Origin of the sequence: Bradyrhizobium sp. AS23.2 (assembly GCF_001908185.1) — a bacterium.
In the GTDB taxonomy this organism is placed as follows: Bacteria; Pseudomonadota; Alphaproteobacteria; order Rhizobiales; family Xanthobacteraceae; genus Bradyrhizobium.
In genome coordinates this window covers 1-13,539 of the sequence record NZ_LGHM01000191.1, presented here as the reverse complement: position 1 = coordinate 13,539, position 13,539 = coordinate 1, and the positions used below count along the sequence as shown (strand labels likewise).

13 protein-coding genes and 1 pseudogene are annotated in these 13,539 nt (G+C 64.9%); 7 read left to right on the top strand and 7 right to left on the bottom strand.

Going from position 1 to position 13,539, the window contains the following annotated elements; translation table 11 throughout:
- Window positions 1–321 precede the first annotated feature (321 nt).
- The gene (flhA, locus tag AC630_RS35155; protein WP_074122997.1) at window positions 322–2,463 is read left to right on the top strand and encodes a flagellar biosynthesis protein FlhA; all 2,142 of its coding nucleotides are present in this window, start codon (window positions 322–324) and stop codon (window positions 2,461–2,463) included.
- Between the two features lie 293 nt (window positions 2,464–2,756).
- The gene (locus AC630_RS35150; protein WP_074122996.1) at window positions 2,757–2,960 is read left to right on the top strand and encodes a hypothetical protein; all 204 of its coding nucleotides are present in this window, start codon (window positions 2,757–2,759) and stop codon (window positions 2,958–2,960) included.
- A gap of 470 nt (window positions 2,961–3,430) precedes the next feature.
- Here AC630_RS35150 and AC630_RS35145 read toward each other — a convergent pair whose 3' ends face one another.
- From AC630_RS35145 to fliI, 5 genes and pseudogenes are all read right to left on the bottom strand, one after another.
- On the bottom strand, window positions 3,431–4,390 hold the full coding sequence (locus AC630_RS35145; protein ID WP_074122995.1) for a helix-turn-helix transcriptional regulator: 960 nt from the start codon (window positions 4,388–4,390) through the stop codon (window positions 3,431–3,433).
- Window positions 4,391–4,665: 275 nt separating this feature from the next.
- Window positions 4,666–5,733, bottom strand: a complete 1,068-nt coding sequence (locus AC630_RS35140; RefSeq protein ID WP_074122994.1) for an anti-sigma factor — start codon at window positions 5,731–5,733, stop codon at window positions 4,666–4,668.
- Window positions 5,734–5,770: 37 nt separating this feature from the next.
- Entirely contained in the window at window positions 5,771–6,316 is a 546-nt protein-coding gene (locus tag AC630_RS35135; RefSeq protein WP_074122993.1) for a sigma-70 family RNA polymerase sigma factor, read from the bottom strand.
- 178 nt (window positions 6,317–6,494) lie between these two features.
- On the bottom strand, window positions 6,495–6,914 hold the full coding sequence (gene fliJ / locus AC630_RS35130; protein ID WP_074122992.1) for a flagellar export protein FliJ: 420 nt from the start codon (window positions 6,912–6,914) through the stop codon (window positions 6,495–6,497).
- A gap of 120 nt (window positions 6,915–7,034) precedes the next feature.
- A pseudogene (gene fliI, locus AC630_RS35125) lies at window positions 7,035–8,361 on the bottom strand (flagellar protein export ATPase FliI).
- Window positions 8,362–8,782: 421 nt separating this feature from the next.
- Between fliI and ctrA the strand changes: the two are divergent.
- The 5 genes from ctrA (at window position 8,783) to AC630_RS35100 (ending at window position 11,922) form a co-directional block, all read left to right on the top strand.
- Window positions 8,783–9,484 (top strand): response regulator transcription factor CtrA, encoded by a 702-nt coding sequence (gene ctrA, locus AC630_RS35120; protein WP_008138878.1) that lies wholly within the window; start codon window positions 8,783–8,785, stop codon window positions 9,482–9,484.
- A gap of 169 nt (window positions 9,485–9,653) precedes the next feature.
- Window positions 9,654–10,058 carry a DUF350 domain-containing protein gene (locus tag AC630_RS35115; RefSeq protein WP_074122991.1) on the top strand — a complete coding sequence of 135 codons (405 nt, stop codon included), beginning with the start codon at window positions 9,654–9,656 and terminating at the stop codon, window positions 10,056–10,058.
- A 1-nt stretch (window position 10,059) separates the two neighbouring features.
- Window positions 10,060–10,449 (top strand): hypothetical protein, encoded by a 390-nt coding sequence (locus AC630_RS35110; RefSeq protein WP_074122990.1) that lies wholly within the window; start codon window positions 10,060–10,062, stop codon window positions 10,447–10,449.
- 66 nt (window positions 10,450–10,515) lie between these two features.
- A complete protein-coding gene (locus tag AC630_RS35105; RefSeq protein ID WP_074122989.1) occupies window positions 10,516–10,758 on the top strand; it encodes a hypothetical protein in 243 nt (80 codons plus the stop codon).
- 3 nt (window positions 10,759–10,761) lie between these two features.
- Complete coding sequence (locus tag AC630_RS35100; RefSeq protein ID WP_074122988.1) at window positions 10,762–11,922, top strand: glutathionylspermidine synthase family protein; 1,161 nt, start codon at window positions 10,762–10,764, stop codon at window positions 11,920–11,922.
- A 54-nt stretch (window positions 11,923–11,976) separates the two neighbouring features.
- Here the strand turns inward: AC630_RS35100 and AC630_RS35095 are convergent, their stop codons facing one another.
- Window positions 11,977–12,849 (bottom strand): CheR family methyltransferase, encoded by an 873-nt coding sequence (locus AC630_RS35095; protein WP_074122987.1) that lies wholly within the window; start codon window positions 12,847–12,849, stop codon window positions 11,977–11,979.
- Window positions 12,846–13,539, bottom strand: a 694-nt coding sequence (locus tag AC630_RS35090; protein ID WP_283808478.1) for a chemotaxis protein CheB, incomplete at its 5' end; no start/stop codon positions are given. The genes AC630_RS35095 and AC630_RS35090, both read right to left, overlap by 4 nt.

The following is a 13,539-nucleotide window of genomic DNA, read 5'->3' as shown; positions in this document are numbered from 1 at the left end:
CTGCACTAGCGCCCTCCGCTGTCGTTCGAGCTAATTCCGCCCCGCGATCTCGCGAATCTGGACTTGGCTCTTCGAGCTGCCGGAATGACGCCATTTGGGCCCGAAATACCCCGGCCTGACCTCCTGCCGCCCCCTGCGTTAACCCTTTGCTAACCATACACCGGGCAAAAATTGCCGGGTGAAGTCGAGTGTCGTCAGCCGCGTAGAACGGGAGCCCCCGTGGACGCCAGTGCGGTGCCTCACTTTCGGAACGGCGGCCCATCGGCCGCCGCGCAGACGTTTGGGGCGCGCGGCCGGCGATCGCGCGGGGAGGCAGCTACCATGGTCGACGTCACCGCGGGACAGGGCGTAGGCGCAGCGAAGCCCGGCATCCCCTCCCTCACCGAGATCGTCAACATCCTCAAGCGCGGCGACATCGCGCTTGCGCTCGGCATCCTCACCATCCTGGTGGTGCTGATCCTGCCGCTGCCCTCGATCGTGCTGGACCTGTTCCTGGCGATCTCGATCACGCTCTCGATCCTGATCCTGATGACGTCGCTGTTCATCCAGGCGCCATTGGAATTCTCGGCCTTCCCGACCATCCTTCTGATCTCGACCATGCTGCGCCTGTCGCTCAACATGGCCTCGACCCGCCTGATCCTGTCCCACGGGCACGAGGGCACGGACGCCGCCGGTCACGTCATCGAGGCCTTCGGCAGCTTCGTGATGGGCGGCAATTTCGTCATCGGCATCATCGTCTTCGCCATCCTGATCATCGTCAACTTCGTCGTCATCACCAAGGGTTCGGGCCGTATCGCCGAAGTCGCCGCCCGCTTCCACCTCGATGCCATGCCCGGCAAGCAGATGGCGATCGACGCCGATCTCTCCGCCGGCCTGATCGACGAGAAGGTCGCCAAGCAGCGGCGCAAGGAGCTCGAGGACGAGAGCGGCTTCTTCGGCGCCATGGACGGTGCCTCCAAATTCGTCCGGGGCGATGCCATCGCTGGCCTGCTGATCGTCTTCATCAACGTCGTCGGCGGCATGATCATCGGCGTGGCGCAGCAGGGTCTCTCCTTCGCCGATGCCGGGCGCAGCTACACGCTGCTGACGGTCGGTGACGGCCTCGTTACCCAGGTGCCGGCGCTGATCGTCTCGACCGCCGCCGGCCTGCTCGTCTCCAAGGCCGGTGTTTCCGGCGCCGCCGACAAGGCGCTGATGAAGCAGTTCTCCGGCTATCCGCAGGCGCTCGCGATGTCCTCGGCGGTCATGCTGGTGCTGGCCGCCCTGCCGGGCATTCCAACCATCCCCTTCCTGGCGCTCGGCGCCGGCGCCGGCGCCCTCGCCTGGCACGCACGCAACCACAAGCGCACCGCCGTCAAGGCCGAGGAAGCCGCCAAGGCCGCGCCCACGGCCGGCACGCCCGGTGCACCCGGCGCCGCCGGAGCCGAGGAGCCGATCTCGGCGGCGCTCAAGATCGACGACCTCAAGATCGAGCTCGGCTATGCGCTCCTGCCGCTGGTCAACGGGCCCGACGGCACCGATCGCCTCACCGAGCAGATCAAGGCGCTGCGCCGTTCGCTCGCGATCGAGATGGGTTTCGTGATGCCCGCGGTACGCATCCTCGACAACGTCCAGCTCGAAGCCAACACCTACATCATCAAGATCAAGGAGGTCGACGCCGGCACCGGCAAGATCTGGCCGAGCCAGTTCATGGTCATGGACCCCGGCGGCAGCCAGGTGCAGGTGCCCGGCATCCACACCACCGAGCCGACCTTCGGCCTGCCCGCGACCTGGGTCGACGCCAGCCTCAAGGAAGAGGCTTCGCTCAAGGGCTACACCGTCGTTGACGCCGCGACCGTGCTCTCGACCCACCTCACCGAGCTGCTCAAGGCCAACATGTCGGACCTGCTCTCCTATGGCGAAGTGCAGAAGCTGCTCAAGGAGCTGCCGAAGGAGCAGGGCGAGCTGGTCAAGGACATCGTTCCGGGACAGGTCACCGTCTCCGGCATCCAGCGCGTACTGCAACTGCTGCTCGCCGAACGGATCTCGATCCGCGACCTCTCGACCATCCTCGAAGGCATCGCGGATTCGCTGGCCTTCTCGCGCAATCCCGCCACCATGGTCGAGCATGTCCGTGCCCGCCTGGCCCGGCAGATCTGCGCGCAGAACACGTCCTACGCCGGTTATCTGCCGCTGATCGCCCTGTCGGCGCGCTGGGAGCAGGCCTTTGCCGAATCCATTATCGGCCAGGGTGAGGAGCGCAGCCTCGCGATGCAGCCCTCGAAACTCTCGGAGTTCATGACCGCCGTACGCGAAGCCTTCGAGCGCGCCGCGCGCGAGGGCGAGGCCCCGGTGCTGGTCACCTCTGCGGCAATTCGTCCCTTCGTGCGTTCTCTGGTCGAGCGGTTCCGTGCCCAGACCACCGTGCTGTCGCAGGCTGAAATCCACCCCAGGGCGAAGTTGAAAACGGTCGGAAGCGTCTGATTTGCCTCAAGAAGCCGTGTGTTTTTCGGCCACAGGCAAATGATTTTTGAGCTCTTGGCGCCTTGTCGACCAAATGCAGGAAAGGCGCCTTGCAGGCAAATTACAGCATTGAAATAATTATATAATTGAACGATCAAGGATCACTCTTGATCGCGACTTTTCACAAGCGTTCACGCTCTTGTGATGCCCCCTTGGGAACGAATCCTCCCGATACTACGTTGTTCGGCATCGGAAGCATGAACCTGCCGAACAGGCTGGAGACTACTTCAGGTAGATGGCGGCAGGAGGCTTCCATGAACCACTCGATCTACAGCGCAGATCGCTCGACCCATTTGAAGATTGTGGTCGTGGCGCTCGTCGCAGGGATCGCGGTGACGGGCCTCGGCATTACGGCGCGAGCGACGGGTTCGGATGAAGGCTTGACCCAGACGGCTCGTGTCATCAAGGCCGGCAAGTCGGTTGTTATCACCAGTTCGAACGCGTCCCTCGTTCGCTAAGGAGATCTGAGTTTCAGGAATTCACGCGGCTCTTTACCAGCCCCCCAAAGTCGCCACGTGGATATGTAGACGACCCAACCCCAAGTCGACTACAGAAAGCGCCCGCCCCCCACGGGCGCTTTCTCATGTCTGGGGTGACGATTCCGCTGCAAATGCAGCGCGGGCATCCCTTCAAAATTGCTGCTGTGATTCCCCGCGAAGGTAGGGAATCCAGTACGCCGCAGCTTCTCCGTGTCCCTTCACCGCCTCTGGAATACTAGATCGTCCGCCCCAGTGCGCAAGTGCGCACAAAGCGGACGATGACACTGGTGCGTAACGAACCTTCACGACGAGATCACCTCGCCCGATAGCGGCTACTGCGCCCCATAGGTGCACGGTTGAGGCTGCGGCGGCGAAGAGGTCGTCCTGGCTAGCAGTGAGCGGAGGGTAGATGCGCTTGCGTGGTCGCCTTTGCGGCCGCAGCGGGCGGCTCAGGCCTCGCGCAGGTCCGACGGCGTCGCGCCAAAGCGCTTGCGGAAGGCGCGGTTGAAATAGGACAGATCGGAGAAGCCCGAGGAATGCGCGATGTCGCTGATCTTGCGGGTCCGGGCACGGGGATCGCCAAGCAGCTTTCGCGCCAGCAACAGGCGCTGCTCCAGCACGAACTCGGTGAAGGTCGTGCCGGCCTGCTCGAACAGGCGCTGCGCCTGGCGCGCACTGAGGCCCGAGCGCGTCGCGATCTCGGACAGGCAGAGATCGTTGCGGCCGAGCCCGGCCATCACGTCGGCGCGCATGAGATCGAGGCGGGCCGCCGCCTGTCCCCGCCCGCGGGCCAGGTTCGCATGCTCCGCATCGGTGCCGAGCAGGAGGCCGACCAGATCGACCATGTGCTGCGCGGTCAGACGCTGGCCGACGGCGTCGAGATGCGGCGCGTGATTGGCGGCGAGCGCATGGTAGCGGAAGATCGTCTCGGCAACTGCACCGTCGGAGAGCACCTGCGACAGCTTGTCCTCGGCGCGCGGATTGATGTCGAGCAGCGCGCGGCGCGGCATGCGGATGGTGGTGAAGCGATCTTCGTCGGTGTGGCCGACGGTGCCGGTGAGGCTCATGTCGACGAGCACCATTTGCGCGGGCGCGAGCTCTACGGTGTGGCCGTTCTGCCCGACGCGGACGAGGCCCGCATGGGCAGCAATCAGGATGAGATCGTCGCTGCCGTCGGCAAGGCCGCCCTGCGTGCGCGAATATTGCGCCGAGGCGCCTTCAGGAATGGCCAGCGCGATATTGTCGACCACGCTGATCTGGAGCCGGCAATCGATGCTGTCGCCATGGCTCGGCCCGATATCGAGGCCGCAGGAGCCGAAGGCCCGCTCGCGCCAATGTTCGAACGCGGGACCGTGCGGCAGCCCTGCATATTGGTGGACGAAGATGCCCGGCGTCTTTGCTGCATCCATCTGATTTCTTGCCCTCCGCGGCGCCGCAACGTACGGCGCCGACTTCAAATTCCGGGCATTTGACGCCACAAATTGCAGAGAGGTTCAAATCAAGGGCGGATTCAGCGAGATTTGTCGAATTGCGACGGCAGAACGGACAATGGCGACAATGGCCTGCGCTTGTAGCCCGCACGGAGCAAAGCGGAATGCGGGACGGTGGTCCCGGATTGCGCGGAGCCTGTCATCGGGCGGCGCTTCCGGCCGACCCGTTGGCTCCATCCGGGTTACGACAGCGACTATTTCTTCGCCGGAACTTGCTGCTGTGACTGGGACGGCGGTACGGTCTCGATCAGCTTGCCGGAAAACACTGGCGCCGAGGTCGGCTGGCCGTTGGGCGAGCCGCCGGCCTGCTCGACGGTGACGGCATAGGTGGCGCCATTGACGACGTCGGCATCGTAGGAGCCGAGCACCGGACGCGCGGTGAAGTCGCCCGTCCCGATCACGCCGAGCGAGCGCGGACGGGGCAGCTTGTCGGAGATCAGCCAGAGCTCGAAGCTCTTGCCGGGCTCCAGCGTCGCACCGACCTTGCGCACCGTGAAATTCCGCGTTGCACCGTCGATGGTGAGAATGAAGGCGGCGCCGCCGCCCTGGCCCTGCAACAGCGCGACAAATTGCGAAGACGCCGTGAGCGGCGCAGGTGTCTTCACCTCGACCGTCTGGATGCGCGGTGCAGGCCGCAGCGCGCCGGGCAGCGCGTCGGGCTGGAAAATCTGAAGCGACAGCGTCACGAGCAGCGCGGCCGCGAGCGCGCCAAGGGCGGATGCGATGGTGCGCCAGCGCTTCACACGGCTTTCAAGCCCGATCACGTTGGTGCTGTCGACGACCGGCACCTGCAGCGCGCGCGCGACTTCAGGATCGGGCGCATGAACCTGCGGCATGAAGATCGGCAAGACGTCGGGAAGCGCATCGGGCGCCGGCCGCTCCGTCTCGGGCTGCTCTGCTTCGGGAGGCTGCGGCTCCGGTTGCTGCGCGTCCTCCGATGGCGTCTCCGGCGGCGAAGTATCGAGCGAGGAAAACTCCGGCACAGGTGGCGGAGGCGGCGGGGCTTCGGGCAGCGCGGGCGGCTCCTGCGCAAAGGCCGTCCGCGCGAGCTCGGACCTGATGTTCTCCCACACGATCGGACGCGGCTCGACCGAGCCGACCATCTGGTTGAGGGCACCGAGCCGGAAGGCCCAGGCCTGCACGACATCGGCGAACGCCTTGTCCACCGCCATCATGGTCTCGACCTGCGCCCGCTCGTCGGCATCGAGCGTGCCCAGCACATATTCCGCGGCGAGCGCGATATGGTCCTCCGTGTAGGCCATCAAATTCTGTCCAGAACCACCCTCGCCAGTCTGACCCTCATAGTCCGAGGCACTCCCGGATGTCCAACATGCTGCGCCGCAACCACGTCTTCACCGTGTTGACGGGCGCGGCGAATTTCTCCGCCAATTGCTCGCGGCTCCAGCCGTTGTAATAGGCGAGAAGCACGAGCCTCTGACGATCCGGCTCGAGCCGGCCGATACATTCCAGAAGCCGCTTCAACTCCTCGGTCATCTGCCGGCGCGCCAGCGGATCGGGGCTGTCGGCCGCAACCTCCATCGCCTGAGGCTCTTCCTCGATGGAGACGTCTGACTTCTTGCGCACGATGTCGATCGCACGGTTGCGCGCGATCGACGCCATCCACGTGATCGGCGACGACAGAGCCGGATTGAACTGCCCCGCGCTATTCCAGATCTTGACGTAGGTCTCCTGAATGACCTCCTCTGCGAGATCCTGTCGGCGCAAGATACGGAGCACGACGCCATAGAGTTTCGCGCGCGTGGCGACGTAGAGGCGCTCGAACGCGGCCTGATCGCCCTTCGCCACCGCCTCAATCAACCCGACCAGCTCTGCTGGCGTCAGCATTCAGCCCCCCGACGCGCGGGTCCCGACGCTTCCGCGCGGGCCCTGGCACCCCGCTACCATAGCGCGCCACAAAGCCGACCACCAAGGGGCGCGGCGCCAGACTGTGGACAGCAAATACGAAAACCCGGACCTTGTGGGTCCGGGTTTCACAAATTCTCGGCGGTCCGGGGTTAGTGCGTCAGGCGACAGCGCCGATGCGGGCGCGCATCAGCCCGATGCTGTCGAGGTCGGCCTGCTCACGGGCGTTTTCTTCGGCGCGTTCACGGGCTTGGTCGCGCTCGTCGAGGAGCTCGACTTTCTTCAGTTCCTCGAAGGCCTCGGCGAGCGCAGCCTTGGCTTCGTCGAGCTGCCCCTTCAGCTCGTCGGCCGAGCGGGTCAGGTTCTCGCGGCGCTGGATCGCGGCCTTGGCGTAGGTCGGATAGGCGAAGTGCGAGGGATCGTTGATCCCGGCACGCTCCTGCTCGGTCGTGATCTCGCGTTCAAGATCGGTCGACATCCGCTGGAAGTCGGCGATCATGGTCTCGATCTGGGCGACCCGGCGGCGCTTCTCGTCGACCTGAAACTTCTTCAGGCGGATGAGGGTATCACGTGACTTCATCGACTCATACTCCCCAGAAGTCCCCTAGCTGCACGTGGGACGTCAGCGGTCTCCCCAAAGGCCGACTGGGGCCAAGACCGGCTCTGCTACTCTGTGGGGTCGGATGATGACCTGACAAAGTTAGCGTTCCGTTTCCAAGCTACCGAGGATTTGCGCCAATTGGCGATAGCCGTCCGAAAGTGATGCATTTTCGTCCTTGCGCTGGCGCAGGAAGGCCTCCAGCGGCTCGTGCAGCCGGATCGCCTCGTCGACCTCCGGGCTGGAGCCGGCCCGGTAGGCCCCGAGCCGGATCAACTCCTCCATGTCGGCATAGGTCGCCATCACCTGGCGCGCCCGCTGGATCGTCGGCCAGAACTGCGGATCGGCCGATTTCGGCATGGTGCGGGAGACGGATTTGAGGATGTTGATCGCGGGGTAGCGGCCGCGCTCGGCGATCGAGCGCTGCATCACGATGTGGCCGTCGAGGATGCCGCGGACGGCGTCGGCGATCGGCTCGTTGTGGTCGTCGCCGTCGACCAGCACCGTGAAGATCGCGGTGATGGCGCCCTCTCCCAAGCCCGGACCGGCACGCTCCAAAAGTTTCGGCAGCTCGGTGAAGACGGTCGGCGTATAGCCCTTGGCGGTCGGTGGCTCGCCGGCGGACAGGCCGATCTCGCGCTGGGCCATGGCAAAGCGTGTCACCGAATCCATCAGGCAGAGGACATCCTTGTCCTCGTCGCGAAAATATTCGGCGACCGCGAGTGTAAGGTACGCGGCCTGCCGGCGCATCAGGGCCGGCTCGTCCGAAGTCGCAACAACCACGACGGAGCGCGCCAGGCCCTCCTCGCCGAGGTCGTCCTGCAGGAATTCCTGAACCTCACGGCCGCGCTCGCCGATCAGCCCGATGACGCTGACAGCGGCATCGACGTTGCGCGCAAGCATCGACAGCAGCACCGACTTGCCGACGCCGGAGCCGGCGAAGATACCCATGCGCTGGCCGCGGCAGCAGGTGAGGAACGTGTTCATCGCGCGGACGCCGAGATCGAGCGGCGCGCCGACGCGCTTCCTCGAATGCGCCGGCGGCGGCGCGTTGCGGAACGCCATCGGCGAGGCCCCCCTGCGGCAGCGGCCCCTTGCCGTCGATCGGCTCGCCCAGCGCATTGACGACGCGGCCGAGCCAGGCCGACGAAGGCCGCACCTGGTTCGCGGCATTGGCGATAACCGCCTTGCAGCCGCGGCGCACACCGTCGAGGCCGGCGAACGGCATCACGACAGCATTGTTGCCGGAGAAGCCGATCACCTCGCAGGGAATGGAACGGTTGGCACCGGTCTCGATCACGAGCCGCGCGCCGACCGACATCGCGTGAATCGGCCCGGCCACTTCGACCATCAGGCCGCGAACGCCGACCACGCGGCCATAAATGTTGACGCCGTCGATATCGCCGATCTGTTCGGCAAGAGCCTTCATAAGGGGGCCTTCATAAGGGGCGCGCTTTCCTCAAGATCCTCAAGGGCTTCATGGCGAAAACCTTAAGTTTCGCCACATTTCTGAACGGCGCTTAACTTCGTGTTTACCCGCATCATTAATCATTGCGTCACTGTCTTTGTGACTGAGCGTGACTCCCTTCCAGAAGAAGGCTGAGTCACGGGAGTCGGTTAGGCCCGTCTCTTAAAGTGGAGCTTGAACGGAATCGGGTGACGAAAGCTGCTTCGCGCGCAAGACCTTAGGGCGATTCGACAAAAATTGCACCGGGAGGACTTGCGCTCCAGAATCAGAGTTTGTTAACCATCTGTTGTCAGGATCCGAATCAGTTGTTCAAAGGCGTTTTGTTGAGTGCCGCGAATGCGGCCGACCTGACGCCCGGGAGCGGCGACTATGGGGAACTGGCATGCGCGTTTTGCTGATTGAAGATGACAGCGCCGTCGCGCAGTCGATCGAGCTGATGCTGAAGTCTGAGAGCTTCAACGTCTACACGACCGATTTGGGGGAAGAAGGCGTCGATCTCGGTAAGCTATACGATTACGACATTATTCTTCTCGACCTCAACCTGCCCGACATGTCCGGCTACGACGTGCTCAAGCAGCTCCGGGTCTCCAAGATCAAGACACCGATTCTGATCCTCTCCGGCCTCGCCGGCATCGAGGACAAGGTCAAGGGTCTCGGCGTCGGCGCCGACGACTACATGACCAAGCCCTTCCACAAGGACGAGCTGGTGGCCCGCATCCACGCGATCGTGCGCCGCTCCAAGGGCCATGCCCAATCGGTCATCCAGACCGGCGACCTCGTCGTCAACCTCGACACCAAGACGGTGGAAGTCGGCGGCCAGCGCGTGCATCTGACCGGCAAGGAATATCAGATGCTGGAGCTGCTCAGCTTGCGCAAGGGCACGACCCTCACCAAGGAAATGTTCCTCAACCATCTCTACGGCGGCATGGACGAGCCGGAGCTGAAGATCATCGACGTCTTCATCTGCAAGCTCCGCAAGAAGCTCGCGAACGCCTCCGAGGGACGCAACTTCATCGAGACCGTGTGGGGCCGCGGCTACGTGCTGCGCGAGCCGCACGAGCACGAAGAGCGAATTCCCGCCTGATTTTGGGCTACGTCGCGAGCCCCCAGGGGCTCGCTCCTCCCAGCCTGGACCCCGCCGCAAATGGCGGGGTTTTGTTTTTTGGGGACGCGAACGCCGCTTCATCGCCCTCGCGCGGTTGAACCGCTATCCTCCCCCCGCCGACGAATGGTCGCTGCACGATGGGGGAACGATGATCCTGCAATCACTCGCCGGCCTGCCCGCCTTCCTGGTCTATTTCTGCACTGGGCTGGTCGCGATCGTGGCGTATCTGTTCGTCTATACCCGCATCACCCCGCACAACGAGTTCCAGCTCATCCGCGACAACGATCCGGCCGCGGCGATCGCGCTCGGCCTCAGCCTGCTTGGCTTCGTGGCGCCGCTGGTGAGCGCGATCGCGCATTCGGCCAATGTGCTGGACTGCCTGACCTGGGCGATGATCGCGCTGATCGTCCAGATCATCGTGTTCTTTCTCGTGAAGGTCCCGGTGCCGAACCTGTCGGCACGGATCGCCGCCGGCGAGCTTGCCCCGGCAATCTGGCTCGGACTGTCCTCGCTCGCCGCGGGCCTGCTGAACGCCGCCAGCATGATCTACTGACATGGCCGACAAACCCACCAAGGAGTTCGGCAAGCGCCGGCCGGCGCCGGTGCCGGCGGCTCCACGGGAGCCGGTGAAGCGCTCCGGCCATGTCGCCCTGCTCGTGATGGGCACGATCGCGGTTGGCACCACCGCCTACACGCTGATGCCGCGGCAGAATTGCGATCCGCCTCCGCCCGGAGCTGTGCCGGGGCAGGCGAGCACGACGTGCAGCACTAGCCGCAGCTCCTCGAGCGGCGGCGGCAGCTCGCGCTGGTCGTCGCGATCGAGCTTCTTCAGCAGCGACTCATCGAGCCATTCCTCGTCGGGAACATCGTCCGATTCAGGCTCGGGTGGCGTGACGCGCGGCGGCTTCGGCTCCTTTGCACACGGCTTCTCGGGCGGCGGCTAAGACGCAAGGTTTTGAATTCAACGCCGCGCGCGGCTCTGCTTAGGTAGCGGCGCGGGAGGAAGCGCGATGAAACGTTCGCGAAGGGTTGTGCTCACCTTGATGGGCAGCGCCGCGGCCGGCGCGGTCTCGATGGGACTAGTGAAACGCGAACGGCCCTGTGGCCCCGGCCTCGAAGGTGTTCCGGGCATCGACGGCAAACCCTACTGCCGTCCGACCTATGGCGGCTTCGGCGGCACGCTGCATCACATGCACGGCCACGGCGGCCATGGCCATGGTGGTCAAGGCCACGGCGGTCACGGCGGCGGCTGACCCATGCAACGCATCACCTGTCCCGAGCGCGACGATTGGCGCGAGACCGCCGAACAATGCGGCTTCGCCTTCCACACCATCGACGGCGAGCGCTATTGGGACGAGCGCGCCTATTACGGCTTCACGCTCGACGAGATCGAGCGCGGCATCGAGACCCCGACCGGCGAGATCGACGCGATGTGCCTGGAGCTTGCCGGCCGCGTGATCGGCGACGAGCGCCGGCTGCGACGACTGGGAATTCCGGAAGCCTTCTGGAATCTGATCGCGGAGAGCTGGGAACGCGACGACCGCAGCCTCTACGGCCGGCTCGATCTCAGGTTCAACGGCGAGGCGCCCGCCAAGCTGCTCGAATACAACGCCGACACACCGACCTCGATCTTCGAGGCCGCGGTGTTTCAATGGACCTGGCTCGAACAGGCAATCGAACGGCGCATCATCCCGTCGCGCTCCGATCAGTTCAACTCCATCCACGAGCGGTTGATCGAGGCGTGGAAGACGATCGGCGCCGGTCACCATCTGCATCTCACCGGCACCACGGGCAATGACGAGGACGCCGGCACGCTGGCCTACCTCGAAGACACCGCGCGCCAGGCGGGGCTCGCGACCACGCTGCTCGACATCGAGGAGATCGGCTGGCGAGACGAGGCCGGCGCCTTCGTCGATGTCGACGACCGCGACATCGCGCTCGTCTTCAAGCTCTATCCCCGGGAGTGGATGTTCCACGACGCCTTCGGCGTAAAGCTCGCGGGCGCCACAACGCGCTGGATCGAGCCGCCATGGAAGGCTGTGCTCTCCAACAAGGGCATCCTGCCGCTGCTCTGGGAGATGTTTCCGAACCATCCGAATTTGCTGCCGGCCTTCTTCGAGGACGATCCGCGGGCAGCCGAGCTCGGCAGTTCCTATGTGCGCAAGCCGCTGCTGTCGCGCGAAGGCGCCAATGTCACGCTGGTCTCCGGCGGGATGCCGCTCGACGAGCACGCAGGCCCCTACGGCGCGGAAGGATTCGTGCGCCAGGCGCTGTCGCCGCTGCCGAACTTTTCAGGCGTCTATCCGGTGGTCGGAAGCTGGCTGGTGAATCACGAGCCGTGCGGTTTGTCGATCCGCGAGGACGAGAGCCCGATCACGGGCAACGGCTCGCGCTTCCTGCCGCATGCGATCTTGTAAGGCATCTGTCATTCCGGGGCGCTCGCGAAGCGAGCGAGCCCGGAATGAAAGAGCTCACCGCGCGGCGGCGATCTTGAGTGGCTGCGGCATCAATCCCCCCATGGGACGGCCGGAGCGCGCCGGGTTGAGCTGATAGAGACCGCGGCGGTCGGCGATGGGACGGAATGCATCGGTGATGCCGACGACGGATTCGGCGGCACCAAGCAGCAGCGTGCCGTCGGCCTCCATGCACTTCGCCATGCGCTCGAAGATCACCGCCTTGGTGTCCTGGTCGAAATAGATCAGCACGTTGCGGCAGAAGATGACGTCGAACGTGCCGAGATGGGAGAAGTCCTGCAACAGATTGAGCTGGCGGAACTGCACCATCGCGCGGATGTCGGCATTGAGCTGCCAGAGCTCGCCCGACTGCGTGAAGTACTTCATCAGGTGCTGGATCGGCAGGCCGCGCTGCACCTCGAACTGGCTGTAGACGCCGGCCTTGGATTTCTCCAGCACCTCCTGCGACAGATCGGTGGCGACGATCTCGATACGCCAGCCGGCGAAGGCCGCGCCCATCTCCTTCACGCACATGGCGATCGAATAAGGCTCCTGCCCCGTCGACGACGCCGCCGACCAGATGCGCAGCGACTTGCGCGCCGCTCGCGCCTGGATCAGGCCCGGCAGGATCGTGTCGCGCAGATGATCGAACGGGATCTTGTCGCGGTAGAAGAAGGTCTCGTTGGTGGTCATCGCTTCGACCACATCGGTCGCAAGCCGGCCATCACCGTTCCTGATCTTCAGCACGAGATCGGGAATGCCGGAAAGGCTCGCCTTGCGGGCAAGCGGCAACAGACGGCTCTCGATCAGATACTGCTTGTCAGCGGAGAGATCGAGGCCGGAGCGCTCTTTCAGGAATTTGCGCAGATACTCGTAGTCCGCCGGCGTCACGAGCGGTCTCCCGCGAACAGGCGATTGACCTTGGCGGCGATCTGGTTGAGCGGCAGGATCGCCGCGCAGATGCCCGCATTGGCCGCCGCGCCGGGCATGCCCCAGACCACGCTCGAGGCTTCGTCCTGGGCAATGACGCTGCCGCCGGCCGCGACGATGTCCTTGCCGCCGCGCATGCCGTCCGAGCCCATGCCCGTCAGGATCACGGAGAGGATGTTGCCATGCCAGATGTCGATGGCGGAAGTGAAGAGCGGATCGACCGCTGGCTTGCAGAAATTGACGGCGGGACCGTCGTCGAGTGCGATCACCACGTCCGCGCCGTTGCGCGCGACACGCATGTGCTTGCCGCCGGGCGCCAGATAGATCCGTCCCGGCTTCACCGGCTCGCCGTCAACCGCCTCGCTCGCCGGCCGGCGGCTCGTACGCGCCAGATGCTCGGCAAGAATGGTGGTGAAGGTCGGCGGCATGTGCTGGGTGATCAGCACCGGAAAGCGATCGATCACCGGGCCAAGTTCGGTGACGAGCGCCATCAACGCCTGAGGACCGCCGGTCGAGGAGCCGATCAGCAGCACCTTCGGGGCCTGGGTCGAGAACGGGCGCGTGGCCATCGACAGTGATGACGGCGGATGCACGGCCGGGGCCGCTGCAGGCGCGGCAGGCCGCGCAACAACCGGTCCACGCGCGGCCGGT

Excerpts from the sequence above, each read along its gene's own strand:
- fliJ (WP_074122992.1), bottom strand. The coding sequence starts at position 6,914 with ATGAAGTCACGTGATACCCTCATCCGCCTGAAGAAGTTTCAGGTCGAC.
- AC630_RS35105 (WP_074122989.1), top strand. The coding sequence starts at position 10,516 with ATGAAACGTTCGCGAAGGGTTGTGCTCACCTTGATGGGCAGCGCCGCG.
- AC630_RS35100 (WP_074122988.1), top strand. The coding sequence starts at position 10,762 with ATGCAACGCATCACCTGTCCCGAGCGCGACGATTGGCGCGAGACCGCC.
- AC630_RS35110 (WP_074122990.1), top strand. The coding sequence starts at position 10,060 with ATGGCCGACAAACCCACCAAGGAGTTCGGCAAGCGCCGGCCGGCGCCG.
- AC630_RS35135 (WP_074122993.1), bottom strand. The coding sequence starts at position 6,316 with ATGCTGACGCCAGCAGAGCTGGTCGGGTTGATTGAGGCGGTGGCGAAG.
- AC630_RS35115 (WP_074122991.1), top strand. The coding sequence starts at position 9,654 with ATGATCCTGCAATCACTCGCCGGCCTGCCCGCCTTCCTGGTCTATTTC.
- AC630_RS35150 (WP_074122996.1), top strand. The coding sequence starts at position 2,757 with ATGAACCACTCGATCTACAGCGCAGATCGCTCGACCCATTTGAAGATT.
- AC630_RS35140 (WP_074122994.1), bottom strand. The coding sequence starts at position 5,733 with ATGGCCTACACGGAGGACCATATCGCGCTCGCCGCGGAATATGTGCTG.
- flhA (WP_074122997.1), top strand. The coding sequence starts at position 322 with ATGGTCGACGTCACCGCGGGACAGGGCGTAGGCGCAGCGAAGCCCGGC.
- AC630_RS35145 (WP_074122995.1), bottom strand. The coding sequence starts at position 4,390 with ATGGATGCAGCAAAGACGCCGGGCATCTTCGTCCACCAATATGCAGGG.
- ctrA (WP_008138878.1), top strand. The coding sequence starts at position 8,783 with ATGCGCGTTTTGCTGATTGAAGATGACAGCGCCGTCGCGCAGTCGATC.